We start from the raw sequence: 24,367 nt of genomic DNA on the forward strand, positions 1-24,367 counted from the left end.
GACTATAGCGTCACGGGCACCTTCTATACGGCGACCCCTACGTCAACGGCTAACCCGTGGGCAATTATCCGAAGGAAGAAGGCTTCCTCTACATGACCCTGCCCCAGAGCACCTTCAACCTCAAACCCCACGCGATGCTCGTGAATGACGCGGGCGGTGCCACCGAGGCCAACTTCGCCCCCGTGAGCGTGACGGCCGGCTGTGGGCAGGCCATCAACATTGTCCCGCCGCTGGCCGTGAACATCCACCCGGTCAATCGCTGCGCGGCGAGCGGAGCGGTTGCCGTCTCGGGCGAGGTGAAGAGCCTTCCCGCCGAGGTCGACCGCATCTGGTACCAAGTCAATGACAGCCCTGAGGTCACACTCTGCACGCACTGTGGCAAGGACGTGCCCTTTTCCTTCACCGCCCACATCCAATCCTGTGAGAACACCATCAAAGTGTTCGCCGACGCGGAGGGGCTGGAGGAGCCCGCCATGAACTCGCAGCAGGTGGAGCCTCTTTCGGTAGGAGACGAAGCAGAGAGGAGCTGTCTAGCGAGGGAGGACTGAACTTTGAGAGGGACGGGCACATGAAGCGAGGGCGGCAGGCCGTCACGGAGTCAGGCTCGCGGCAACCCACGAATCCGCCGCGGGCGCAGGGTCACCCGAGCACGCCTCCGCTCCACCCCTGCTGTGTTCTGCCTACTTGGGCAACAGGTGGTGGAACCAGGTGATGAGCCCCAGCGCGAAATGGAGCATCGCCAGCCAGGTGTCCTCACACTTCTCCCAGCGCACCAGCAGACGGCGAAACTTGTTGAAGCCACCCGTGGGTGCGCTCCACGTAATAGCTCGCCGAGCCCCGTCTGGACGAGGCGAGGAGAGCCAGCCGGGCCACGAAACAAAGCGCGGCGGCGTCAGTCGAGGCTGGAGGGGAGCGTGACGGTGCCGGGGTTGTCGATGGCGGCGAGCGCGGCGCGCAGCAGGTAGCGCCCCGGGTCCTCACCGCCCAGGCGGGCCGTCTCAATCAGCGAGTAGAAGAGGGCCGCCACCTCGGTGCCGCGCAGCGACTTGGAGCCGTAGTGATTCTTGCGGCCCAGCACCAGGTCGCGCAGCTGGCGCTCCACCAGGTTGTTGTCCAAGGGCACCCAGGGGTTGGAGAGGAAGACGGTGAGCCCGCTCCACAGCGCCAGCATGTACTCGAGGGCCTTGCGCAGGCCGCTGCCTGGCAGCGCGCGCTGAGCCAGTGCCCACTCGCGGATGGCCGCCACCAGCGGGACGGACTGCTCCCGCCGCACCAGCAGACGGTACGCGAGCGCCGCGGTCTGTTGTGCTCCCTCCAGCGCATGCGGGTCAGGCAGGCCGGCCTCAATGGCATACAACTGGCCAATGAGAGACAGCACCTGGGCGCACGCGGGGGCCACCTGCTCGGCCTCCACGAATTTGCGCCGCACGTGGGCCCAACAAAACACCAGGCTACAGGAGGCCGGCCCGTCGGCCCCCGGTTTCGTCGCCGTCTGGTAGGCGGCGTAGCCATCCACCATGGCGACGCCCTGGTAGTTGCCCAGTACCTGCCGGGCCGTGGCCCCGGAGCGGCTGGGTGTTACCGCGCAGCGTAGATGGGGGAAATCGGCCCGGAATCGGACCGACTGGATGATGGGAGGTAACCGTTCACCGCATTGGCTTGGTTGAAGAGGAGCCGGGCTAGACGTGACCGGAAAAGTGGTGCTGGACAAGAGGACGTCTGGCGTGGTGTAGCCAGGGCATGGTGGAGGTGGATGCCCGAGACGCACGGATAGCGCAGCTGGAGAAACGGCTGGAGGCAGCGCTGGAGCGTATCGCGCAGTTGGAGGAGGAGAATGAAAGGCTGCGCGAGGAGAATCGATGGCTCAAGGAACGGCTGGGGCTCAACTCGAGCAACTCCTCCAAGCCGCCCTCCTCGGATGCCCCAGGCACTCCGCGCCAGAGCAAGAGGCCCACGGGCCGCCGTCCCGGAGGCCAGCCTGGGCACAAGAAGCATGAGCGCGCGCTGCTGCCGCCCGAGGACGTGCAGCACGTCGTGGAGTTGGTGCCCAGGGAGTGCCGGGGTTGCAAGGGGCGACTGAATGGGCAGGACACCGCGCCCCGGCGTCACCAGGTGGTGGAAGTGCCGCCCCTGTCGGCCATTGTCACCGAGTACCGCTGCCATGCACTGCAATGCCCTGGTTGTGGGGTGGTGACGCGCGGGGAAGTGCCCGTGCACGCGCGCAGCGTCTTTGGTGACCGGCTCACAGCGCTCGCCTCGTTGCTGGTGGGCAAGTACCGCTTGTCCAAGCGACTGGTGAAGGACGCTTTGTCAGACATGTTGGGCGTCGAGTTGTCGGTGGGCAGCGTCAGCAACCTGGAGGGCGAGATGTCGGAGGCACTCGCGCCACCGACGGCCGAAGCCCTCGCCTACGTGCAGACCTCGGAGGCGGTCAACGCCGACGAGACGGGGTTTGCACAGGGACGAGAGGGCGGCCGGGCCGGCCGCGCCTGGCTGTGGGTGGTGGCCACTGCGCTGGTAGTGGTGTTCCACATCGCCAGAAGCCGCGGCGGCAAGGTCGCCCGCCAGTTGCTCGGCGCGGACTTCGCGGGCTTCCTCACCACCGACAGGTGGAGCGCCTACGCGTGGGTGGATGCAGGGCTGCGGCAGCTGTGCTGGGCACACCTCACACGCGACTTCCAGGGTTTCATCGACAGGGGCGGCCGGGGTGGGCGGATAGGCAGAGAGCTCATGCGCGAGCGCAACCGCTTCTTCAAGTGGTACCACCGCGTGCGTGACGGCACCCTGTCACGCGAGCGTTTCGAAGAGCGCATGCGCGGCGTGGAACGCAGAGTCGGCCAACTGCTGCGCGAGGCGGCACTGCGGGCAGAGAAGAAGACGGCCGGCATGGCCCGGGAAATCCTCCAGTGGGAGAAGTGCCTCTGGACGTTTGTCGATGTGCCGGGCCTCGAGCCCACCAACAATTTCGGCGAGCGCTGCATCCGGCACGCCGTCATGTACAGGAAGACGTCCTTCGGCACGCAGAGCGAGGAGGGCAGCCGCTTCGTGGAGCGCATATTCACCGCCACCACCACCCTCAAGCTGCAGGGCCGTGACGTGCTCGCCTTCCTGACCGAGACCCTCGCCGCGCACCGCCGCGGCCTGCGCGGGCCTTCGCTCCTCCCCTCCGCGCCCGAACCTCAGCTCGCGCTCACCGCCTGAGCTGGTGAACGGTTACGATGGGAGAAGCCCCAAGGGAGTGGGGCGCCCCATCACCCAGCAGGTTCGGGTCAAGCCATGACGGGTGAGGTAGTGCACGAGTCCCAGGAGGGCGGGGCCCGCGCGGCCGGGAGTGCCGCTCCGAGAGCCCGGACCGGGCGCGGAGAAGAAAGAGGCCCGTGACCGTGTAGCAGCACGGCACGGGCCAGGGCTCCGCACAGACGTTGGAGAAAGAGAAGCGGAGCAGCCAAGGAATCATCCGAGTGGCGTTGCCAGTCAAGGGATGGGAGCAGGGGCCACCGGACGTGGAGGCGGTGAGGCCGGGGAGGTGTCCTGGGTGCGGCGCGGCGAGCCGGCCGGTGGGCGAGCCCATGGCGCTGCACGGGCATGGCACGCGCAGCCGGCAGGTGCTGGGGCCCGCGCGGCCGGGAGGGGCACCGAGGCAGGTGGAGGTGCGGGTGCGGCGCTACCGCTGCCAGGCGTGCGGGGCCACGTGCACGGTGGCGCCGTGGGAGGTGTGGACGCGGCGGCTGTACTCGCTGGCGGCGATAGCGTGGGCCTTGGCGTTGTGGGCCGTGGTGGGGCTGGGGCTGGCGGCGGTGCGTGGACGCGTCAGCCCTTGGGTGCACGTGGGGGCCACCTCGGCCCGGCGCTGGCGCACGCCAAGGGCGTGGGTGGAGGCGGTGGCGGAGCGCAGGCTGCTGGTGCGCGTGCGCCCCTGGCCGCGAGGGTGGGCGGCGCGTCGAGCCGCGGCGCACGTGGCCAGCACGGTGGCGGGCCATGCGCCGCCGAGCGCGCCCTCGCCGCCGCTGGCGGTGCAGGCTTTTTGGGGAGCCGTGCACGCCGCGTGAGGGGCCATGGCGTGGGGCTCGGGCCGCACGCTGCCCCCACCCGAGAGGTTGCCTCCCCGCGTCGGCTGGTGGCGGGCACGGTGGGAGTGCGCCCGCGGCGTGTGGCCACTCCAGGCCGACGGCTGGCGGGCGCGGGAGAAGTCCACGTATGGAAGGCCTCACCCCCAAGTCCCACGCCGAAGCGGTGGCGGTGTTCCGCCACGGCGTGCTGGGCGCTCTCACCCAGGCGCAGTTGGAGAAGGGGCAGTTGCGCGCGGCGCTGCTGTCCCTCAGCCAGCAGCGCTTCCGCCCACCCGGAGCCCAGGCCACACGCGGCTTCTCGCTGCCCACCCTGGAGCGCTGGTACTACGCCTACAAGCGTCAGGGCCTGGCGGGGCTTTTGCCCACGGCGCGTGGCGACAAGGGCCGTGCCCTAGCCCTCACGCCCGCGCAGCGCCAGCTGCTGTTGGACATTCGCAGGGAGCACCCCTCGGCCTCGGTGCCTCTCATGCTGCGCACCCTGGAGGCGGACGGACGGCTTACGACGGGCGCGGTGTCGGCGGCCACCGTGCGTCGGCTGCTGCGCGAGGCGGGGCATACGCGTCAGGCCCTGCGCGACGCCTCCTCCCGCCATACCCGCTTGCGCTGGCAGGCCGAGGCCCCCATGGCCCTGTGGCATGGCGACGTATGCCACGGCCCCTCCCTCACCCTGGAGGACAAGACACTTCCCTTGCGCCTGCACGCCCTGCTGGACGATGCCAGCCGCTACGTGGTGGCGCTGGAGGCCCACCACTCCGAGCGCGAGGTGGACATGCTGGGCCTGCTGGTGCGCGCCCTGCGCCGCCACGGCAAGCCCGACGCCCTCTACCTCGACAATGGCAGCACCTACCGGGGTGACACCCTGGCCACTGCTTGTGCGCGCCTGGGCACTACCCTGTTGCACGCACGCCCTTATGACCCGCAGGCTCGCGGAAAAATGGAGCGCTTCTGGCGCACGCTGCGCGAGGGCTGCCTGGATTTCCTCGGCGGCGCGGCAAGTCTCCACGACGTGAATGTGCGCTTGTGGGCCTTCCTCGACGCGCACTACCACCGCGCTCCCCACTCCTCGCTACTGGGACGCTCGCCCCTGGCCGTCTTTCAAAGCCATACACCCACGCCTGACGGCTTCGACGAGCAGCGGTTGCGCGAGGCCCTCACCGTGCGCCTTCGCCGCCGCGTGCGCCGCGACACCACCGTCAGCCTCGGAGGCGAGGACTATGAAATGGACGCCGGCCACCTGGCCGGCCGCGTGGTGACGCTCTGCCGCTGCCTGGTGGACGCGCGGGAGGCGCCCTGGGTGGAGCACGAGGGCCAGCGTATTGCCTTGCACCCGGTGGACCCGGTGCGCAACTCCCGGCGCGAGCGCCCCTGGCGCCGTCCCCACCTGGACGAGACGGTGCCTCGCCACCCGGCCTTCGACCCGCCGCGCGCCTTGCTGGACAAGGCCACGGGCCGCCCTCAATCCCATGCCGCCAATGAGGACGGGGGTGAGGCATGACGCCCTCCTACCTCTCCCATTTCGGCCTCTCCCTGGCCCCTTTCTCCAAGGAGATTGCCGACGCCGAGCTCTGGCTGCCCTCCTCCAAGAGCGCGCTGGTGGAGGAGTTGTGCGAGGCCCTGCGCCAGCGCCACAGCGTGGTGCTCACCGGCGAGCCGGGCGTGGGCAAAACCTGCGTGCTGCGCGCGCTGCGCCACCGGCTGCCCCACGGCGGCTTCCGCCTCACCTACTGCCACAACGCCACCCTGGGCCGACGCGACTTCTACCGCCAGCTGTGCCTGGCGCTGGGCCTCAAGCCCTCGGCCACCGCGGCGGCCGTCTTCTACGCCGTGGCCACCCATGTGGAGCAACTGGGCCAGGAACGCACCCACCCCGTGTTTCTCCTGGACGAGTCACACCTGCTGCACCAGGACGTGCTCGACCATCTGCATATACTGCTCAACTACCAGTGGGACTCCCAAGCCCTGCTCAGCCTGGTGCTGGTGGGCCTGCCGGAACTGGAGGGCCGCCTGTCACGTCGGCACAACCGTAGCCTCTACTCCCGGCTCCACACTCGTCTGCACCTCTCGCCCCTGTGTCCCGAGGACACCGCCGAGTACCTGCGCGTGCGTCTGGCCCACGCCGGGTGCGAGCGCGAGCTGTTCGCCTCCGACTCCGTGGCCATGCTGCACGAAGCGGCCAGCGGCGCCCTGCGCGACTTGGATAGACTGGCCACCGCCGCGCTGCGCGAGGCCGCTCGCAAGAAGAAGAAGCTGGTGGAGCGCGACACCCTGGCGCGTGTCCTCGACTCCGGCTCCTTGGAGGACTGACATGGACGCGCACCTGGAACTCGTCTTGTGCGCCCCGGAACTGGCCGTGCTCGCCGCCCTCGAGGCCACGCTGCGCGCCTCGGCCGCCGCCCTCACCGCCGCCCACGCGGAACTGGAGGCCGAGGACTTCGCCGCCTCTCCTCATCCTCCCTCCGCCCAGGCCTGCCTGGCCGCGGCTCTCCTCATCCAGGTGGAGGCGCTCCAGCACTCCCTGCGCCGCTACCGGACTCTCATCGTCATGCGGGAGGAGTGGGCGCTTGTCGCGCCTCCCTCCGAGCTCTCCCCCAGCTGAACCTCTCCCCGACCAGCCCTCGCTGAACGTGCGCGCCCACTGCTCACGTCCGGCGAGGGCTTCCTCAACGAGTGTGCGCCGCGACCGTGCGCCCTCGCTGATGCCCATCAACCAGCCGGTCCAAATCTCCATCAACATGCGTGCGCGGCAACACTGGGGAGAATGCGGTGGTGCACCGCGCGGGGACTGGCCACCGTCCATGCGTACCATTTCTTCCCCGGGCCCTTGTCCAGCAGGTGCCAGTGCGTCTCATCCGCGTGGATGAGGGGGGAAGCGAAGACGACGGCGAGCAGTGCCTCGTAGCTGGGCTGGAGGTGGCGGGCCAGGGCGGACAACTGGTCCCACAGCGTCTGGGTGTCCACCGCCAGGCCCTCGCGCCGGTACATGCGCTCCTGGCGCGCCAGCGGCAGGTGGAAGGCATACTTCTGCAGCGCCACGTGCACGGCGAAATCCACCGCGTAGCGGCCGCCCGGAATGAGGCGCGGCGCGGTGGGTGCGGTGACGGGTGCGCACCCCTCCGGGCAGCGGTACTTCTGTCGGCGGTAGCGCTTGAGGACGAAGTGGCGCTCCACCACGCTCACCTCCTCGCTGTCCTCCGTCTGCCCCCGCCACTCCGCGAGGGCGCCGCCGCACAGGCCGCATACCTTGTCCGCCTCGTCCAGCGGCAGCAGCACCTCTTGCACGGGCAGCTCCGGCTGGGCTCTCGGCCCATGTCCCCGCTGGGGCCGCTCGCGCGCGGCGGGCTCCTCCTGCTGCGCGCTCGGGCGCTTCTCGCTGGAGGCTCCGAAGAGGCGCTGCTGCATGCGCGCCAGTTGCTCCTGGAGCTGGGTGAGCTCCAGTTGCAGCCGCGCCTGGGCGTCCTCCCCCTTGAGCCGCGCATTCTCTTGCACCAGCGCCTCCAGCCGCTGGTGCAGCCGCGCGTTCTCCGCCTCGAGCAGCGCCGCCATCTGCTTCGCCGTCTCCAGGTCCTTCACCTGCCCGAGGGGAACCATACTTCTGCGGTAGTGCTACACGGCCGCCTCCACCGCAAGTTCTTTCTCCTCGAAGGCTGGCGGCGACAGCTTCCACCTCCCCGCCAGCTCGCACCCCTCCAGAAACAAGGACAGCTCCGTCACCGTCAGCTCCACGCTCACCGCTCCGGCCTGGGCCCACGGCCGCGCGAAGCGTCCCTTGAAGAGACGCTTGGTGAGCAGCACCAGCCCCGTGCCGTCGAAGTAGAGCACCTTGGCCCGCTGGCGACACCGCCCCACGAAGAGGAACACGTCGCCCTTGAGCAGCTGTCCTCCCAGCTGCTGCTCCACCAGCGCGCTCAATCCATCAAACCCCTTGCGCATGTCCACCGGCACCGCACTGGCGTACACCCGCACCGCCCGCGTGAGTGTCAGCACGCCACCCTCCGCAGCACCTCCACCGCCTCCTCCACCCCCAGCCCTTCCACCCTCCAGCCCCGCGGCGACACCACCGCCAAGGTAGTGCCCTCTCGCGGCCTCGCGGGCACCTTCTCCTCGTTCACCACCACCGGCACCAGCCCCGCGAGCCTCGGCTCACTCCCTCTCGCCTTGCTCCCAGGCGTCTGCCCCCGCCTCCACGCCTGCAGCGTCGGCTCCGACACCCCCAGCCTCTCCACCACCGACTTGAGCGTCTCTCCCTTCTCCAACGCCTGCGCCAGGTAGCGCACCGCGAACGCTCTCATCGGCTCGGGGAAGGGGCCCGAGCCCTTGGCTCGTCCCGCTCTCAGTCTCTGCACCTCTTGCCGGAACTGCTCCAACTCCTTCTCCACGTACACCTCCAGGTTTCTTCCCTGGACGTCTCACGCTCCCGCCTCTCTCGTCACGACGGGCTCCGGCGAGCTGTTACCGCTCCACTACCCACCGCCGGGCCTTCTTGCCGCTCTCCAGCGGCTGGTCCGGTTCGCCACGCCGACGCAGGTGCAGGGTAAAACCGTACTGCACGGCCAGGGCACGCACCCTGTCGTAGTCGTAGCCTTTGTCCAAGCACAACCCTTGAGGGGCATGCTCTGTGGGTGAGGGGCGCTCCACGGGGAGGGACTGGAGGGTGGAGTGCATCAGCTTGTGGTCATTGACGTTGGCGCCAGCAACCCTCAGGCCCAGAGGGGCGCCGCGCCCATCGGTCAGCAGACTCTTCTTGCTGCCCTTCTTCCCCCTGTCGGTGGGGTTGGGCCCTGTCTTCTCCCCTCCCAGCGGGGCCTTCGCCATGGCCCCATCCAGGGCCAGCCATTCCAAGTCGATGCCGACCAGGGCCGCATAGGCATGGAGCCCTTGACGCCAGAATTCTCGGAACACGCCAGCCGCCAGCCACTCGCGGAAGCGCCGGTAGGCCGAGGAGGGATGGCAGATGTCCGTGGCCTTGAGCGCGTCCCACGGCAGGGCAGTGCGCAGGACCAGGAGGATGGCATCCATGGCCTGACGGTCGGGCACTCGTGGGTTATGGCACCCCAGTGGATGCGGCGGTCGCGGCGGCAACAGGGGCTGCATCTTCGCCCACAGTTCGTCCGGCAACCGCCACCCGTCATCCTGATGCACCACTCCCATGGCTCCTGGCCTCGCCTCCATGAGGTCAACCGCCAAGGTCATGTCCTTCTTCCTACTTATGCGGTCAGACGGCCATGCCGGGCTCTTTCCCTCCACGGCCGTCTCCTCAGCGTCCAAGCTCCTACCGAAAGAGGCTCGTGGTGTGGGACGACCCCTCGGATGCCCGCCTCCGCCGGTACTCCCACCCGTGCGCCCCCACCAGCCCCTCCCCAGCCACACCTCGCCAGGGCACACGCTACCGCCAGGCTCCCACAAGACCCCGCCAGGCTCGCTCTTGGGGAGCCAAGCGGCGGCGGCTTCGAATCCCGCCGCCTCCATACGAAGTTGCCCCACTCCCCTTCGTATGCCGCACCGTCAGTCCTTGCTCTGGCGGTGTCAGCTCGCCGGGGGACGCAGCTCCCGGCGGAGGATCTTCCCCACGTTACTCTTGGGAAGCTCGGCGCGGAACTCGATGGACCTGGGCCGTTTGTAGCCCGTGAGCTGCTCGCGGCAGAACTCCAGCAACTGCGCCTCGGTGAGGGCCGCGTCCTTCTTCACCACGAAGAGTTTCACCGCCTCGCCCGAGCGCTCGTCGGGCACGCCCACGGCCGCCACCTCCAGCACGCCGGGGTGCGAGGCGACCACGCCCTCGACCTCGTTGGGATAGACGTTGAAGCCAGACACGAGGATCATGTCTTTCTTCCGGTCCACGATGCGCAGGAAGCCGCGCTCGTCCATGACACCGATGTCCCCGGATTTGAGGAAGCCATCGGTCGTCATGACCCGGGCCGTCTCTTCCGGGCGGTTCCAATAGCCAGCCATGACCTGGGGGCCACGGATGCAAATCTCCCCGGGCTCGTTGATCGGCACGTCCCTCCCCTCGTCATCGCGCAGGACGACCTCGGTGGAGGGCAGCGGCAGCCCGATGCCACCGGAGTACTCCGGAGCGGTGACCGGGTTGCTGGACACCCCGGGCGAGGTCTCCGTCAGGCCGTAACTCTCGATGAGCGGCACGCCGGTCAGCGCGAACCACTTCTCCGCGACGGCCCGCTGCGCCGACGCGCCACCGCTGTTGGCGATCAGCACCTGGGAGAGATTGAGCTTCCCCAGGTCGGGATGGTGGATGAGGGCGTTGAAGAAGGTATTGACCCCCGGCAGGACATGAATGGGCCGGTGGGACAGCGTCTGGATGACGCCGGTAAGGTCTCGCGGATTGGGGATGAGGATGTTCAGCGCGCCCAGGTACGTGCCCAGCAGCGCGCAGTTATTGAGCGCGTAGATATGGTAGAGCGGCAGCACGCAGAGGAAGGTGAGGGGCTGATCCGGCCGCTTGCGCAGAGCGGGCCGCAACCAGGCCTCGGTCTGCAACAGACTGGCGATCAGATTGCGGTGCAACAGCATGGCGCCCTTGACCACGCCCGTGGTGCCCCCCGTGTATTGGAGGAAGGCGATGTCATCGGGTGACACCGTGACGGGGGCGAACGAGCGCGCCTGGCCCTCGGTCAGCACGCGCTCGAAGGGGATCGCGTGAGGCAGGGGCGAGGCGGTGCCCGGAGCGCCCGCGGCGACCGTCACCACGTGCCGCACGGCGGTGTTCCCCTGGACCTTCTGGAGGTTGGGGACGAAGGCTTCCAGGAGGAAGAGGGCCACGGCCCCGCTGTCCTTGAGTTGGTACTCCAGCTCGCGCGGGGTGAAGAGCGGGTTGATGTTCACCACGGTGCACCCCGCGCGCAGGATGGCGGCGACGCAGACCGGGTACTGCAACGTGTTGGGCATCATGAGGGCCACGGCCGCGCCACGCGCGAGCCCCTGGGCCTGCAACCACGCCCCCACCTGGCGCGAGAGGGCATCGAGCTCGCGATAGGTGATGGACTGACCCAGACACTCGAACGCCGGGCGATCGGCGAACTGGCGGAACGACTCGTCCAGGAGCTGGGCGAGCGAAGCGTACCGCGTGCCGTCGATGTCGGTCGGAACTCCCGGGGGGTAATGCTCGAGCCAGATCTTCTCCATGGGTGTGTCTCCTCTCGAACCCAGGATATGACACAGGCCGCCTGCTCCCCGAGGGAGCATTGGCCGGATTCCGGGCCAATGGGAGGGGCCAGTCGTTACCCTGACTTCATGGCCGCCGCTCGACCCGTCCGTCCGCCCTGGAAGTCTGGCTTCGTGCTCGTGTGCAAGAAGTGCTCGGGCAACAAGCGCCTGGATTTGAGAAAGTGGCTTGAGCACCGGCTCGCCGCCGAGGGTCATGCGGACGAGGTGCGGATCCTCAAGGTGAGCTGCATGGACATCTGCCCCAAGGCCCGCGTCATGGCCGTGATTCCACCCGGACAGGGCCACGCCCCCGGGGGCTGCTTCGCGGTGGATCCCGTGAGCGAGCGGGAAGATTTCTACCGGCAGATCCTGAAAATTCTTCCGGACTCCCTTCCTGAAACCCACTAGGGCCGCGGGGGCTTCAACCGGACCCAGGTGGCGCCCCAGCCCCCGTCGGATTCGGACGCGGAGCGGAACGACTCCACTTCGGGAAGTGTCGGAAGGAGTGTCTGAACGGTGCGCCGCAGCGCGCCTGTTCCCTTGCCGTGGATGATGCGAATGTCCAGCACCCCCGCCTCACGGCACGCCCAGAGGTACTCGGTCACGACGTCCTTCACGTCCCGGGGACAGAAGGGGTGCAAATCCAGGTTCCCATCCAACGGCAGCGCCACGGGCGCCTCGGGATCGAAACCGTCGTCGTCTTCCCCCTCACCGCCCACGGCGGGCGAACTCCGACTCCTCCTGCCGGCGGAGGGCCTCCAGGCGCCGCCGCTCCATCGCCTCCTGGTATTGGGCTTCCAAGGTGGAAACCTCGTTACGCAGGGCGGAAAAATGTTTACGCACGTCTTCCCAGGTATCACCTGCTCGCACGTATTGAGCTTCCGCCTCGACACCCGCGCCCGCGCCACCGGCCGCTGCCATGCGTGCCATCATCGCCGCAACAAGGACCGATCTCATGGTTCTCCCTTGAAGCAAGCCGCGTGCCATACCTCGGAGGTGTCCAAGGCCCCACGCCGCCAGCGTACCCCCGGACCCTTGGTGATCAAGAGCCCACACCTGGAGTGTTTCGGTTACGCGACATAACGCTCCGCGCCAGCTGTACGGCGGACAGGGGTGCACTGCCCTCGGCCTTGTTGTTGAGCGTGATGAAGACGGGGCGGCCCAGGTTCAACGCGGCGGCGGACACGCGGGCGAGCGCATCCCGGGTCCGTACGTCCTCATCCACCAGGCGATCGAAGGGGAAGTAGCGGCGCCTCGCCTCCTCGTAGTCCAGGTTCGGCGGCAACATCCACCGGGCCACGAGCGCGGGCGCCTGCAAGGCCCTCAGGCGCACGGCCTGGCGCTCCACGGGGGGCATGTTCTTCCAGACGGCCAGCACCGGTGCCGCCCCCACGTCCGCGAGCGCCTGGGCCAGGGCGTCGGTCAGCAGGGCCTCATTGCGCACCTCGACGGCGTAGAGCGGCCCCCGGGGCAGCGCGGACAGGAAGGCGTGCAACCGCTCCACGAAGGGCGCCACCCCGCCCAGCTCCTGGACATCCTGCGGCGGCAACTGGAAGACGATGGGCCCCGCCCTCTCCCCCAACCCCTCCACGCAGGGCGCCACCACGAACTCCGTGGCGTAGGCGGCGTCGAGGAAGCGCTCATTGGGCTGACCTCGCACGTCGCCATAACGCGCATGCAGCGGCCAGCGCGCGAGCGTACAGGCCTCATGGGCCTTCACGAGGAAGCGGAAGCCCGGAGGTACCTGGGCGGCGTACTCCGCGAAGGTGGCGGCGGAGATGGGGGCATAGAAGGTCCGGTCCACGCCCACGGTGCGCAGCACGGGGTGCTGGGCGTACGCGGCGAGCCCTTCCCGGGACAGGCGCGCGGGCGTGGCCTCCCGGTCGTAGACCAGTCCCTTCCACCCCGGGAACGTCCAGGAGGACGTGCCCAGATGAAGGCCCGGAGGGAGTTGTTCCCCCAGAGCCCGGACGTCCTCGGAGGGGACGGCGGGGCCCACCGGCTCGCCCTTGCCGCGGCGAGCCTTGGGGGCCACGGGGCTCGGGGCCCCGGTGAAGAGATCGAGCTGGGAGGAATCCTGATCGGCCATGGCACGCTCCGGTGAACTCTATTTCTAGAGTAAGGCGGAACGGCCGAACTTCCAAGGTCTACTCGCCGCGAACACGTCCGCCCGGCCCGCGCCGAGCCCGTTTCCTGGAGGGCGAGCCGGAGGACGCGCCGCTCAGGGGCCGCCGGAGCGCTCCGCCGCCACGCCGCGCACGGTGTGCACCGCGGCATCCACCTCGGCGAGGATGCGGCGCGCATGCTGGAGGAACGCCTCGCCCGCGGGCAGCAGGCGCATCCCCCGAGGCGTCCGCTCGAAGAGTGGGGCTCCCAGCTCGTCCTCGAGCGACAGGATGTGGCGGCTGAGCGGCGGCTGGGACAGGTGGAGCCGGCGCGCGGCGCGGCCCACGTGGCCCTCTTCGGCCACCGCGACGAAGGATTGGATGTGCGTGAGGCTCACGTCCCCCAGCCTAGCGCCATCGCGGACCCCCACTCCATACGGATACAGCATTGGACGCTCCGGCCCGGGGGCTGCCACCTTGCCCGCCATGGGAATTCCATTGATGAAGGGGACGGAGATCGAGCGCCTGCGCCTGGCGGGACAGGCGGCCGCGGGGACGCTCGCCTACATCGCGTCGAAGCTGGCGCCGGGCATCGCGACGGCGGACATCGACCAGTGGGTGCGTGAGGACACGGCCCGGCGCGGGGGGACGCCGAGCCAGCTGGGCTACAAGGGCTTTCCGGCGGCGGTCTGTACGAGCCGCAACCACGTGGTCTGCCACGGAATCCCCCGCCCGGACGAGCGGCTGAAGCCCGGAGACATCGTCAACGTGGACGTCACCACGTGCCTCCATGGCTTTCATGGAGACACCTCGGCCACGTTCCTCATCGGCGAGGTATCCACCGAGGCCCGGCACGTGGTGGACGTCGCGCGGCGGTGCCGGGACGTGGGCATGTCCGTCGTGCGCCACGGCGCGAAGCTGGGGGACATTGGCGCCGCCATCCAGGAGTTGGCGCACCAGGAGGGCTGCAGCGTGGTGGCCGAGTTTGGCGGCCACGGCATCGGCCACCAGATGCACGGCCCGCCCCATGTGTCCCACGTGGGCAAGCGGGGCACGGGCATCACGCTGCGCTCGGGCATGGTCATCACCATCGAGCCCATGGTGAACCTGGGCCGTCCGGACATCCGCGTGCTACCGGATGGGTGGACGGTCATCACCGAGGACGGCAGCCTCTCCGCGCAGTTCGAGCACACCGTCCTCGTGACGCGTGACGGCTACGAAGTGCTCACGCCCCTACCCGCCTCGCCGTCCGGGGGCTGATAGAAGGGCGGGATGGACCTGCGCTTCATCGACACCGCCCACCCCCTCTATCCCCAGGAACTGGAGCTGCGCTACCAGGTGCTGCGGGCGCCGCTCGGCATGGATCGCGCCTCGGTGAAGTTCCCCTTCGACTCGGACAGCCTGCACCTGGTGGCCCTGGATGGCGGGGAGGTCGTCGGGTGCGTGCTCTTCCACCCCGAGGGCCCCCACACGGGCCGGCTCTTCCAGATGGCCGTTTCCCCCTCGCGCCAGAAGAGCGGCCTGGGTGCCCGATTGGTCCGCGCCCTGGAAGAGGCGCTCGTGGCCCGGGGCGTCCAGGAGGTCACCCTGCATGCGCGCGCCCACGTGGCGGGCTTCTACGAGAGGCTCGGCTACGCGGTGTATGGCGAGCCCTTCCTGGAGGTGAGCGTCCCCCATGTCCACATGCGGCGGCGGCTGGAAGGCCCCCGCTGAGGACGCTCAGGGCTCGCGCGGCGCCCCGACAAACTGGTGCACCACCTCCAGCATCTGCATGAGCGTGAAGGGCTTGGGGAGGAACGCGGCACAGGGCAGGCTCTTCCAGAAGGAAGGCGGGGCCGCGCTCATCATCACCACGGACACCCCACCCAGCCGCGCGTCCTTCTTCATCACCTCCAACAACTCCGGCCCGTTCATCGACGGCATCATGTAGTCGAGCAGCACCAGCGCGGGCAGTTCCTCCGCCATGAGCTCCAGCGCCTGGCGGCCGCTGAACGCCACCGTCACCCGGTAGCCCTCGTCCCGGAGCAGATCCCGCAGGGACTCGGCCAGACCGAATTCGTCATCAACGATGAGTATGGGCCCCATGCCTATTGGCCCCGGGAGGACGGGAGCCGTGCCACACCCGTCAGAAGCGATTGCCCCTCCTCCAGAACCTGTCCCACCTCCAACCCCTTCTCTCCAATCAACAGCTCGCGAAAGGACGGATCGTAGTCACTGTTGCGCACCTTGAGCGCACACACGAAGCGGCGCAGTTGGGCACGCATCTCCACGGAGCGCAGGTAGAGCGTGTTCTCCGCCACCATCGACAGGCCCTGGAGCGGGAACTGCAACTCCGGACCGAAGGCGACCAGAGTCTCCGCCGAGAAGAGCAAGGTCACATCGTGCTGGCGGCACTCGTTGACCAGCGCCGCCAGGAAACGGGTCACCCGGCCCCGCTGGATCGAGGCCTTCTGGAGCGCGTCGTAGCCATCCAGGAAGAGCCTGCGCACGCCACGCTCGCGGATGAGCGCCAGCAATTGCGCCCCCAACTTGTCGAGCATGTTCTCCGTGGGCGGCCGGAAGCTCACCTCGAAGTCACCCCGCGCGATCAAGGGCGCCAGTTCCAGGCCCACGCCCGCCGCCTGGGCCACCATCCGGCTCGGGGAATCATAGAAGGCGAAATAGTGGCTGAGCTCTCCCTGGCGCGCGCCCTCCGCGAGGAAGTTCAACCCCAGCAGCGTCTTGCCGCTGCCCGGAGGGCCGAACAGGAGCGTGGTGCTCCCCGACCCCAGTCCGCCCCGGAGCATCGTGTCCAATCCGGAGATGCCGAAGGCGCGCTTGACCGTGGACGAGGTCTCCAGGGGCGAGTGCTCGGCCACGAGCGCTTCCAGCCTCGGATAGACGACGAGTCCATCGGCGGTGATGTCGAAGCCGTGATGGCCCAGCAGGTGGGCGCTGCCCCGGAACTTGCGGACATACAGCTCGCGGCGCGTCCGCACGCCGGAGGTGCGCTGCTGCAACACGATGAGGCCATCCACCATGGTGTGCTCGGCGCGCAGTCCCTTGCCCCCCCCCGTGGTGAGGATCAGCGTGGTGCACGCCATGATCTGGGTCACCACCTGGAGGCTGTGGATGAACTTCTTGAGGGCCTGGGCGGACGAAGCCACTTCCTCCGCCGCCACCAGTCCGTCGAGCACGAGCAGCGTCGCGCCCCGCAGCTTGATCTCCTGGCGGATGAGCTCCAGCAGCGCGTCCAGTCCCCCATCCTCCAGCGCGTTGAAGGCGCTCAGGTACGTGATGGCGTCGGGGATGCCCGAGTCGTCGAAGAACGACATCGGGCGCAGGTTGGAGACGAGCTCCGTGTGGGACTCGGCGAGCAGCGTGACATACAGCACCCGCTCGCCCTGGCGGATGTGGTGGAAGCACGTCTGGTTGGCGAGGATCGTCTTCCCCGCGCCCGGCAGGCCCATCACCATGTACGTGCGGCCCCGGCGGAATCCTCCGTGGAGCACCGTGTCGAGGCCGGGAATGCCCGTTGAAACCCGCTCCCTCGACCCTGGACCGCTCTCTGTCATCGTTCGTCCTCTTTCGCCAACCACCGCGCATCCGCGCTAGCACAGCTTTCCTTGTCCGAACAGGACGTTGACGCACCTTGAACACATCCCGGGTGGACGCGTCGTCTGCTCAACGTGACGGACCTACGGCCGGATCGCCTATCCTACGCACCGCTTGTTGGAAGCCCGGGGAAAGGCCCGAGGATGATTCGCATCGTCGAGGGAGATCTGCTGGAGCAGCGCGTGGACGCCATCGTCAATGCGTGGAACCGGAACATCATCCCCTGGTGGTTGCTGCTGCCCCAGGGCGTGTCCGGAGCCATCAAGAAGCGCGGAGGCCTCCAGCCCTTCCGGGAACTGGCCCGCGTGGGAGCCATGCCCCTGGGCTCGGCCGTCGTCACCTCCGCCGGACAGCTGCCCTACCAGGGCATCATCCACGTCGCCGGCATCAACATGCTCTGGCGCGCCTCCGAGCGATCCATCCGGGACTCGGTGCGCAATGCCCTGGCCCGGGCACGGGAGCACTCCTGGCGCTCGCTCGCGTTCCCCGTCATTGGCGCGGGGAGCGGAGGGTTCAACGAGGAGCGGGCGTTGAACCTGCTGCGCGCGGCGCTGGAAGAGGACGCCGCCGGGTTCGACATCACCGTGGTGCGCTACCGGCGGCCCGATAGGTGACGGGCCGCCCGTGACGCCTCAGGGGTTGGCGGGCAGGTGGGTGAGGATGTGGCTGCCGCTCCAGGTGCGGTGGAGGGTGAGCCACACCCGCCGCGTGCTGGAGTCGAAGGACGCGAAGTAGTCCAGGTCCGCCGTCAGCGGCACCCCATCCAGCGACAGGCTCGTGGGCAGCGCGTCCATGCCGCGGATGAGGAAGGTGGGGTTCTGGAGCGCCCCCGCGGCGGCGTTCAACGTCACGGAGAAGGCCCCGCCCGAGGCCGCCTGGAACTCGTGGACGCCGTACGTGCTGTTGTAGCCAGCCACGGCGTAGTTCACGGAGTCGGTGCGGCCCACGCCTCCGGGGCCCTGGGTCACCACGGAGCCCAGGCTGGCGCTCAACTGGGTGCCGAGCAGGTGCTCGACCTCGGACACCTGCGCATCGACGACCCCACCGCTCTGCCGGCCCATGACCATGAAGACGGAGTAGCTCTGGTAGGGGTGGCTGACGCCCACGCTCTCGTAGCCATAGCCGTAGTAGGACGGGCTTCCCACGGCGCCGTACATGAGACCCCAGGCGAGGCGCTTGCTGCGCGTGGGCTGGGTGTCACTCATCTCGTACTGGCACAGCTGGTAGGGCCAGTTCCAGTTGGGCGGCATCATCCACGAGCCGAACACGTCGGACTCGGCGCGGTTCTCCGAGACATGGCCCCAGTTGTTGTGGAACCAGGTGCCACCCGTGTTGTGCTGCAGCCAGTCGAGCGTCTGCACCATGCCCATCTCCGCGTCGGCGGAGCGCGACCAGGCCGCGGCGTAGGGCACCACGTTGAGCTGCGTGTAGTCCCACTTGCTCTGGGCGGTGAGCGGCTCGTCTCGGGAGAAGAACCGGCGCTTGTCGCCCCACTTCACGCCATCCACCCAGGCCTGGGTGCCATCCCCATCCCAGGCGATGTCGCCATAGGGCGTGCGGGAGTCCGAGCTGACGCTCAGGCCCCCGGAGCCCGCCGCGCTGCTGTCGAAGGTGACGGCGTAGACGGGATGGTCGTGGCCCGTGGAGAAGAACCAGTGCACCGTGGTCTTCACGGGCACGCCTCCGATGGGCAGGTTCCAGGTGAACTCGTGCAGGGCATGGTGCCGGCCCACGAAGACCTGGCGGTAGTTGCCCGTGATGTTCGACGACGTGCTCACCGAGCCGTTGCCGCCATGGCTCACCAGATACCCCCACCCGTTCCACACCCACCCGGGCCCGGAGCTGGCGCCCGTGCCCGTGGACACGCGCTCCTGCTGACCCACCCGGTAGCGGAACTGCCGCAGCATGCCGCCATGGCTTCCGCCTGGATCCATGGCGTTGTTGCGGGTGAGCACCGCCGTGCGCTGCTCGCCCTGGGCGTCCAGCCACCGGTAGACGTCCGAGTTGTATTGCCCCGGCTGCTCGTGCGCCCAGCTCAGCGGCGCCCAGGTCGCGGGAGGAGGCTGCGCGGGCGGCTCCGTGGGCAGCACGGGATCGGTGGTGGGCAACGGCTCCGTGACGGGCGGAAACGGGGGCGGAGGCGGCTGGATGTCCACCGCCAGGCCCGTCACTGGCACCTCGTGCGCGGGCACCACGCTCCGGGCGGACTCACCGCAGCCGGTCAACACCAACATCCACATCAGCGATTTCGGAGCCCATTGGCCAACGAAGGGACGACTCATCATGGGGGTGTCCTTGTCTGTCTTGGAGGTCCAGACCGAGGGGGGGAAAGGCACACGGGGACCTGGCTCAACAGGGGACAAGTCAACCATTGAACCCCTGGAAGTCAAAACAAACCCATTCAGGCAACCTCAAGCAATTATTACACGAAGAGCGGAAAGCTCCCGAGGCCACCGGGAGGCGTGGCTATGTGTCGGCGAGCGCGATGGCCACGCGCTCGAGGCCGCGCGTGATGCCGCCCTGGACGATGTCGCGATAGGGGCTCTCGGGCACGGCGTCGAGGGCCCGGAAGGCCCGCTCATAAAGAGCACGGGCCTCGGTGAAGGCCCCCAAGTCCTCGTGGGACTTGCCGAGGTTGAGCAGGAGCGAGGCCTGGAAGCCGAGGACCCGCTCATCCCCCACGGCGCGTGCCCGGTCGAAGGCCGTCTGGTTCCAATGCAGCGCGTCGCGAGAACTGTCCTGGTGGCGCGCCACGTAGTGAGCGGCGATGCATGCCTCGTAGTCATCCCGGCTCAGTTCCCAGGCCTGGAGGAACAGGGCCCGGGCGTCCTGGGGGCGGCCCTCGGCCTCCGCTCTCATTCCCTCCGCGCACAGCCGGACCACGGGATTGTCACCATCCACGGCACTCATGGCGGCAGATTACGCCGGAAACCCAACGCCGGGGGTGCACGCCCACCGTCCGGATGAACAAGCTGTCTGGCGAGATGCCACCCCCTACGCCTCTTCCCTTCACGCGAGTTCTGGCCTGGGCATGCCGAGGCGGACTCTGTGCCTTCCTCGGCCTCTACTCCCTGTGTGCCGTGCTCAACATGCAACTGGGCTACCAGGGCAACGAGAACAGCGAGCTGACCTCGCTGGTGTGGCGTGAGTTCCGGCGCGACGTGTTGCTCCAGGTGGCCCGGCTGATCACCGCGCACACCGTGCTGGGAATGTTCGCGGGCCTCGTGACGGGGCTGGCGGCGTGGGGGCTCGGCGCGACTGGGCGCGCGCGTGTCTTCCTGGGAGGGCTCGGGGGCAGCCTGCTGCTCGCGCTGCTCGTGTGTCTGGGAGACATCGCGCAACACCCCCACCTGTATGCCGCCACGCTGTACGCGCGGTCGGCGTGGACGAAGCAGGTGCTGCTGAGCATCAGCCAGACCGAGCCCGCCACATGGAGGACCCTGGCCGCGCTGCTCGTCCTGGCGGCGCCCGTGCTGGCCTCGTGGCGATGGAGGGCCCGGCGAGGCACTGGAGGAGAACGCACGCGCCCGCGCGCCCTGAATGGAACGGGGCTGGCGCGGCCCCTGGGCGTGGTCCTGGTGGGGGCGATCCTCGCGGGCCTGTTGCTCGCCTGGAACACGACGCCCACGCCACCACCGGGCTCTCGTCCCAACCTGCTCATCCTCGCCTCGGATGGACTGCGGCCGGATCACCTCTCGGGCAATGGCTACCCGCGCCGGACGTCGCCCCACATCGATCGGCTCCTGCGCGAGGGCAGCCACTTCGAGCAGACCATCATCCAGATTCCCCGCACGGGGCCCTCGTGGACCACGCTGCTGAGCTCCCAGTGGGCGGGCCAGCACCCCATCCGTCACACCATGGTGGGCCCCGAGGCACGCGCGAGCCGTTTCCCCACGCTCGCCACCGCGCTGCGCGAGGCGGGATGGCGGACCGCGGTGCTGTCCGACTACGCGGGCGACATCTTCTCGCGGCTGCCCCTGGGCTTCGAGCACGTGGAGGCCCCGGCCTTCAACTTCCCGGAGCTCATCCGCCAGCGCATGCTCATCACCCAGGTGGCGCTGCTGCCCTGGACCGCGCTGCTGCCCTCCTTCTTTCCCGAGCGCCAGCAGTTCCCCGAGCTCACGGACCCCTCCCCGCTCTCGGCGAGCAGCCGGCGCGCGCTCGAGGACTTCCGCGAGGGAGAAGCGCCTTTCGCCCTGCTCGTCTTCGCCTCCGTGACGCACTTCCCCTATGCCGCGCCGCACCCGTACGAGGGACGCTTCCTCGCGCCGGGCGAGCGCGGCCCCTGGCGCTTCGGGGCCACGCCCCAGATGGAGCCACCGCCCGCCCCACCGCGCCCCGAGGACGTGGCGGCGCTGGTGGCCAACTACGACGCGGGCGTGCTCGCCTTCGACGCCTTCGTGGGCCGGATGATGGAGGAGATGGAGCGGCGAGGACTCGCGGACAACACCCTGGTGGTCATCCTCTCGGACCACGGCGAGCACCTGGAGGAGCGGGACCGGGGACTCGGCCATGGCGAGCACCTGTGGGGCCCCGAGGCCCTGCGCGTGCCCTTCATCCTGCGCTGGCCCGGCAAGGTGGCGGCGGGCCGGGAACTCACCACGCGCGCGCGCGCCATCGACGTGGCGCCCACCTTGCTGGAACTGCTCGGAGTGCCCGCGCCCGCGAGCTTCCAGGGCCGCTCCCTGGCCTCACAGCTCGTCCCGGGCGGAGCGGTACCGGAACTCGACGAGCTGCCCGCGCTCCTGGAGACGGACATCTGGTTCTCCGACCGGGATGGCCAGCGCTACCAGCGATTCCGGCTGCCCTACCCCTGGCTCTACGAGACCCTGACGGTGGAAAAGGGCTCGGGGGACATCTCGCTCAAGCCCGAGTGGGAGGAGACGGTGGAGAAGGCCAGGCACCGGGGCCTCTATCTGGGGCGCTGGAAGCTCCTGGAACTGCCCACGCCCGAGGGCCCGCGTGTGGAACTCTACGACGTCCACGCGGACCCCGAGGAGCGGCACGAGATCTCCGCCGCGAACCCCGAGGTCGTCGCGGACCTGCGCGCCCGGCTCCACCGGGAGCGCTCGTGGGCTGTCCTCCCGGCGCCCCGGTAGCGCGGAGAGGCGACCTCAGTCCTCGATGGGTTCGAAGTCCGCCTTCATCGCGCCACAATCCGGACAACACCACGTCTCGGGCAACGACTCGAAGGCGGTTCCAGGGGGAATGCCCGAGTCCGGGTCGCCCACCGCGGGATCATAGATGTGACCGCAAGGTATACATTGGTATTTCTTCAAGGACATGCGGTCATCCTAGCAGCGACAGGTCGGCTTTCGCTCCGGTGACCCGAGACTGGGAGTTCACGTTGCCCACACGGCTGGAGTGGGCCTACTCACGGCGGGCGCTTCGCGGAGGCCCTGACAGGTAGGATGCCTTCCTGGATCCCGAATTCACCCAGAGAGGAATCGGCGAGGACCACCACTGAAATAACGCCAAGGCTGGAAGTTTAACCAGTCGTTTAAATAGGCGCTCGTCTCACCTGCTCGCGCCTCTCTTGAGCAAGGGAGCCGAGAGGGCTATTATTTTTCTTGTTGACCATTTGATACTGAAAATTTATGATATTCATGTTTTTCGGGCATCCCACGCCTCATTGGGATGCCTGTGAACCCCACGGCATACCGGCGACCCCGGGCCATCCACACTGTTTCTCCGCACAAAGCTCATGAATACAAACCAGATCCCCGACGACAACGACGGACGAGTGCGCAATCTCATCATTGTTGGCGGTGGAAGCTCGGGATGGATCGCGGCCGCCTATCTCAGCAAGGCATTGAACTTCAATGTCAACATCACGCTGATCGAGTCGGCCAACATCGGCAGGATTGGAGTCGGCGAGGCCACCATTCCGACCATCAAGGAAGAGCTGTTCGACTTCCTCGGGGTTCCCGAAGAGGAGTGGATGACGGAGTGCAAGGCCTCGTACAAGCTGGGCATCCGGTTCCAGAACTGGAAGAAGCCGGCCTCCGAGGGGGGTGATCATTACTACCACAACTTCGGTGAGATGCCCGTGGTGAAGGGCGTGCCTCTCTCGCACGTCTGGATGTACAAGCACCAGCAGCAGGGCTTCGCCAAGACGCTCGACTACTCCTGCTACAGCGCCTCACCCATCTGTGACGCCATGAAGTCCCCGCGCTACATGGACGGGACCAAGGCCCTCCACTACGCCTACCACTTCGATGCGCTGCTGGTGTCGGAGTTCCTCAAGAAGTGGTCGATCGCGCGGGGCCTCACCCACATCACCGACGACATCATTGGCACGGACCTGAGCGAGACGGGCGACATCCAGGCCCTGCGCGGTGCCAGCGGGCGCAAGTACGAAGCGGACCTCTACATTGATTGTACTGGCTTCGCGGGTCTGCTCATCGAGAAGGCGCTCGGCGAGCCGAAAGTCACCTTCCACGACTGCCTCCTCACCGACCGCGCCGTCGCCATCAACATTCCCTCGGACTCCGCGGCGGAGGGCATCCGTCCCTTCACGACCGCCTCCGCCTTCAGCTCCGGCTGGACCTGGGAGATTCCGCTCAACAACCGCTCCGGCAACGGATACGTCTATTCCAGCGCCTTCCAGACCGCCGAGGACGCGGAGCGGGAAGTCCGCGCGTGGTTCGGCAAGAAGGCGGACAAGGTGGATGTGCGTCACATCAAGTTCATCTCGGGCAGGCGTCGGCGCTCCTGGGTGAAGAACTGCGTGAGCATCGGCCTGTCCAGCAGCTTCCTCGAGCCGCTGGAGTCGACCGGCCTCTACTTCGTCTACGCCGCGCTGTACCAGCTGATGGCCTGCTTCCCGAACAAGGACATCGACCCGGCGCTGCGCAACAAGTTCAACGAGCGCGTGTCCTACATGGTGGATGACGTGCGCGACTTCATCGTGCTGCACTTCTGCACCTCCCCGCGCACGGATACGCCCTACTGGCGGGCCAACCAGAACGAGCTCAAGCTGCCCGACACGCTCAAGGAAGCCCTCGAGCTGCAGAAGGCAGGCATCCCCATCCGCAAGAGCTACCACTCGAACAACTCGCTGTATGACTCCTTCGAGGCGGGCTTCGACCGGTTCTGGACCAACAGCAACTTCCAGTCCATCTTCGCCGGGGTGAATTACCTGCCCAAGCAGCCCATGCCGCTGCTGCGGCACCGGCCAGACATCCTGCTCGAGGCGGAGCGGGTGTTCGACGACATCCAGAAGAAGACGGACCAGATGATGGCCCAGTTGCCCTCGCAGTATGACTACCTCGCCTCCCTTTACACCAAGGGCAAGACTGGCGAACAAGCCGTTCGGAGCGTCCAGCAGGCGGGCTGATCTGACGCGCCCGCCACGGGCCTCCGGCGGAGGCTCGTCTCACGCCCCCCGTGGCGGGCCATGTATTGATTGAGAAAGATCTTCATATGGAGCAGGGC

26 protein-coding genes and 2 pseudogenes are annotated in these 24,367 nt (G+C 68.2%); 12 read left to right on the forward strand and 16 right to left on the reverse strand.

Annotated elements, in window-relative coordinates:
• Positions 1 to 92: 92 nt before the first annotated feature.
• Complete coding sequence (locus MEBOL_RS40605; RefSeq protein WP_095982429.1) at positions 93 to 548, forward strand: hypothetical protein; 456 nt, start codon at positions 93 to 95, stop codon at positions 546 to 548.
• 132 nt (positions 549 to 680) lie between these two features.
• On the opposite strand, the pseudogene MEBOL_RS41725 reads toward MEBOL_RS40605, so the two are convergent.
• Positions 681 to 825: pseudogene (locus tag MEBOL_RS41725) on the reverse strand (IS5/IS1182 family transposase); the annotation flags it as partial.
• 67 nt (positions 826 to 892) lie between these two features.
• Positions 893 to 1,768 (reverse strand): IS66 family transposase, encoded by an 876-nt coding sequence (tnpC, locus tag MEBOL_RS40610; protein ID WP_245919309.1) that lies wholly within the window; start codon positions 1,766 to 1,768, stop codon positions 893 to 895.
• On the opposite strand from tnpC (MEBOL_RS40610), the gene tnpC (MEBOL_RS40615) reads away from it, so the two are divergent.
• The 5 genes from tnpC (MEBOL_RS40615) to MEBOL_RS40635 all read left to right on the forward strand — a co-directional run bounded on the left by tnpC (MEBOL_RS40615) (position 1,741) and on the right by MEBOL_RS40635 (position 6,666).
• The gene (tnpC, locus tag MEBOL_RS40615; protein ID WP_095977357.1) at positions 1,741 to 3,201 is read left to right on the forward strand and encodes an IS66 family transposase; all 1,461 of its coding nucleotides are present in this window, start codon (positions 1,741 to 1,743) and stop codon (positions 3,199 to 3,201) included. The genes tnpC (MEBOL_RS40610) and tnpC (MEBOL_RS40615) overlap by 28 nt on opposite strands.
• A 260-nt stretch (positions 3,202 to 3,461) precedes the next feature.
• Positions 3,462 to 4,049, forward strand: a complete 588-nt coding sequence (locus MEBOL_RS40620; protein ID WP_157823994.1) for a transposase family protein — start codon at positions 3,462 to 3,464, stop codon at positions 4,047 to 4,049.
• A 148-nt stretch (positions 4,050 to 4,197) separates the two neighbouring features.
• Positions 4,198 to 5,565 carry a DDE-type integrase/transposase/recombinase gene (locus MEBOL_RS40625; protein WP_157823995.1) on the forward strand — a complete coding sequence of 456 codons (1,368 nt, stop codon included), beginning with the start codon at positions 4,198 to 4,200 and terminating at the stop codon, positions 5,563 to 5,565.
• Positions 5,562 to 6,374: an ExeA family protein gene (locus MEBOL_RS40630; RefSeq protein ID WP_095982433.1), complete on the forward strand. Its 813-nt coding sequence runs from the start codon at positions 5,562 to 5,564 to the stop codon at positions 6,372 to 6,374. The genes MEBOL_RS40625 and MEBOL_RS40630 overlap by 4 nt, the downstream gene beginning before the upstream one ends.
• 1 nt (position 6,375) lies before the next feature.
• The gene (locus MEBOL_RS40635; RefSeq protein ID WP_095982434.1) at positions 6,376 to 6,666 is read left to right on the forward strand and encodes a hypothetical protein; all 291 of its coding nucleotides are present in this window, start codon (positions 6,376 to 6,378) and stop codon (positions 6,664 to 6,666) included.
• 131 nt (positions 6,667 to 6,797) lie between these two features.
• Here the strand turns inward: MEBOL_RS40635 and MEBOL_RS40640 are convergent, their stop codons facing one another.
• The 5 genes and pseudogenes from MEBOL_RS40640 to MEBOL_RS40660 form a co-directional block, all read right to left on the reverse strand.
• Positions 6,798 to 7,658 carry an IS66 family transposase gene (locus MEBOL_RS40640; RefSeq protein WP_095982435.1) on the reverse strand — a complete coding sequence of 287 codons (861 nt, stop codon included), beginning with the start codon at positions 7,656 to 7,658 and terminating at the stop codon, positions 6,798 to 6,800.
• Positions 7,659 to 7,673: 15 nt separating this feature from the next.
• Positions 7,674 to 8,054 carry an IS66 family insertion sequence element accessory protein TnpB gene (gene tnpB, locus MEBOL_RS43915; protein ID WP_095982436.1) on the reverse strand — a complete coding sequence of 127 codons (381 nt, stop codon included), beginning with the start codon at positions 8,052 to 8,054 and terminating at the stop codon, positions 7,674 to 7,676.
• Positions 8,048 to 8,446, reverse strand: a complete 399-nt coding sequence (locus MEBOL_RS43920) for a transposase (protein ID WP_157823996.1) — start codon at positions 8,444 to 8,446, stop codon at positions 8,048 to 8,050. The genes tnpB and MEBOL_RS43920 overlap by 7 nt, the downstream gene beginning before the upstream one ends.
• Positions 8,447 to 8,522: 76 nt before the next feature.
• Positions 8,523 to 9,218, reverse strand: a pseudogene (locus MEBOL_RS40655) (IS5 family transposase); the annotation flags it as partial.
• Between the two features lie 375 nt (positions 9,219 to 9,593).
• A complete protein-coding gene (locus MEBOL_RS40660) occupies positions 9,594 to 11,210 on the reverse strand; it encodes an AMP-binding protein (protein WP_095982439.1) in 1,617 nt (538 codons plus the stop codon).
• A gap of 108 nt (positions 11,211 to 11,318) precedes the next feature.
• On the opposite strand from MEBOL_RS40660, the gene MEBOL_RS40665 reads away from it, so the two are divergent.
• Positions 11,319 to 11,639: a (2Fe-2S) ferredoxin domain-containing protein gene (locus MEBOL_RS40665; protein WP_170115693.1), complete on the forward strand. Its 321-nt coding sequence runs from the start codon at positions 11,319 to 11,321 to the stop codon at positions 11,637 to 11,639.
• On the opposite strand, the gene MEBOL_RS40670 is transcribed toward MEBOL_RS40665, so the two are convergent.
• The 4 genes from MEBOL_RS40670 to MEBOL_RS40685 form a co-directional block, all read right to left on the reverse strand.
• Positions 11,636 to 11,950 (reverse strand): Smr/MutS family protein, encoded by a 315-nt coding sequence (locus tag MEBOL_RS40670; protein WP_095982441.1) that lies wholly within the window; start codon positions 11,948 to 11,950, stop codon positions 11,636 to 11,638. The genes MEBOL_RS40665 and MEBOL_RS40670 overlap by 4 nt on opposite strands.
• Positions 11,940 to 12,188: a hypothetical protein gene (locus MEBOL_RS40675; protein WP_095982442.1), complete on the reverse strand. Its 249-nt coding sequence runs from the start codon at positions 12,186 to 12,188 to the stop codon at positions 11,940 to 11,942. The genes MEBOL_RS40670 and MEBOL_RS40675 overlap by 11 nt, the downstream gene beginning before the upstream one ends.
• 85 nt (positions 12,189 to 12,273) lie before the next feature.
• Positions 12,274 to 13,320 (reverse strand): DUF72 domain-containing protein, encoded by a 1,047-nt coding sequence (locus MEBOL_RS40680; protein WP_095982443.1) that lies wholly within the window; start codon positions 13,318 to 13,320, stop codon positions 12,274 to 12,276.
• Between the two features lie 132 nt (positions 13,321 to 13,452).
• Positions 13,453 to 13,734 (reverse strand): LysR family transcriptional regulator, encoded by a 282-nt coding sequence (locus tag MEBOL_RS40685; RefSeq protein ID WP_095983320.1) that lies wholly within the window; start codon positions 13,732 to 13,734, stop codon positions 13,453 to 13,455.
• 88 nt (positions 13,735 to 13,822) lie between these two features.
• Between MEBOL_RS40685 and map the strand changes: the two genes are divergently transcribed.
• Both map and MEBOL_RS40695 read left to right on the forward strand, forming a co-directional pair.
• A complete protein-coding gene (gene map / locus MEBOL_RS40690; RefSeq protein WP_095982444.1) occupies positions 13,823 to 14,596 on the forward strand; it encodes a type I methionyl aminopeptidase in 774 nt (257 codons plus the stop codon).
• A gap of 12 nt (positions 14,597 to 14,608) precedes the next feature.
• On the forward strand, positions 14,609 to 15,049 hold the full coding sequence (locus tag MEBOL_RS40695) for a GNAT family N-acetyltransferase (protein ID WP_095982445.1): 441 nt from the start codon (positions 14,609 to 14,611) through the stop codon (positions 15,047 to 15,049).
• 6 nt (positions 15,050 to 15,055) lie between these two features.
• Here MEBOL_RS40695 and MEBOL_RS40700 read toward each other — a convergent pair whose 3' ends face one another.
• A complete protein-coding gene (locus MEBOL_RS40700; protein WP_095982446.1) occupies positions 15,056 to 15,421 on the reverse strand; it encodes a response regulator in 366 nt (121 codons plus the stop codon).
• 2 nt (positions 15,422 to 15,423) lie between these two features.
• Complete coding sequence (locus MEBOL_RS40705) at positions 15,424 to 16,890, reverse strand: ATPase domain-containing protein (protein WP_095982447.1); 1,467 nt, start codon at positions 16,888 to 16,890, stop codon at positions 15,424 to 15,426.
• Positions 16,891 to 17,073: 183 nt separating this feature from the next.
• Between MEBOL_RS40705 and MEBOL_RS40710 the strand changes: the two genes are divergently transcribed.
• A complete protein-coding gene (locus MEBOL_RS40710) occupies positions 17,074 to 17,544 on the forward strand; it encodes a macro domain-containing protein (RefSeq protein ID WP_095982448.1) in 471 nt (156 codons plus the stop codon).
• A gap of 18 nt (positions 17,545 to 17,562) precedes the next feature.
• On the opposite strand, the gene MEBOL_RS40715 is transcribed toward MEBOL_RS40710, so the two are convergent.
• On the reverse strand, positions 17,563 to 19,215 hold the full coding sequence (locus tag MEBOL_RS40715) for a hypothetical protein (protein WP_157823998.1): 1,653 nt from the start codon (positions 19,213 to 19,215) through the stop codon (positions 17,563 to 17,565).
• Positions 19,216 to 19,396: 181 nt separating this feature from the next.
• A complete protein-coding gene (locus MEBOL_RS40720) occupies positions 19,397 to 19,840 on the reverse strand; it encodes a hypothetical protein (RefSeq protein ID WP_095982450.1) in 444 nt (147 codons plus the stop codon).
• 74 nt (positions 19,841 to 19,914) lie between these two features.
• Between MEBOL_RS40720 and MEBOL_RS40725 the strand changes: the two genes are divergently transcribed.
• Entirely contained in the window at positions 19,915 to 22,029 is a 2,115-nt protein-coding gene (locus MEBOL_RS40725) for a sulfatase family protein (RefSeq protein ID WP_245919311.1), read from the forward strand.
• Positions 22,030 to 22,044: 15 nt separating this feature from the next.
• Here the strand turns inward: MEBOL_RS40725 and rd are convergent, their stop codons facing one another.
• Entirely contained in the window at positions 22,045 to 22,215 is a 171-nt protein-coding gene (rd, locus tag MEBOL_RS40730; RefSeq protein WP_095982452.1) for a rubredoxin, read from the reverse strand.
• A gap of 419 nt (positions 22,216 to 22,634) precedes the next feature.
• Here rd and MEBOL_RS40735 point away from each other — a divergent pair, with 419 nt between their 5' ends.
• Positions 22,635 to 24,269: a tryptophan halogenase family protein gene (locus tag MEBOL_RS40735; RefSeq protein ID WP_095982453.1), complete on the forward strand. Its 1,635-nt coding sequence runs from the start codon at positions 22,635 to 22,637 to the stop codon at positions 24,267 to 24,269.
• Positions 24,270 to 24,367 lie beyond the last annotated feature (98 nt).

This window comes from Melittangium boletus DSM 14713, assembly GCF_002305855.1.
In the GTDB taxonomy this organism is placed as follows: domain Bacteria; phylum Myxococcota; class Myxococcia; order Myxococcales; family Myxococcaceae; genus Cystobacter; species Cystobacter boletus.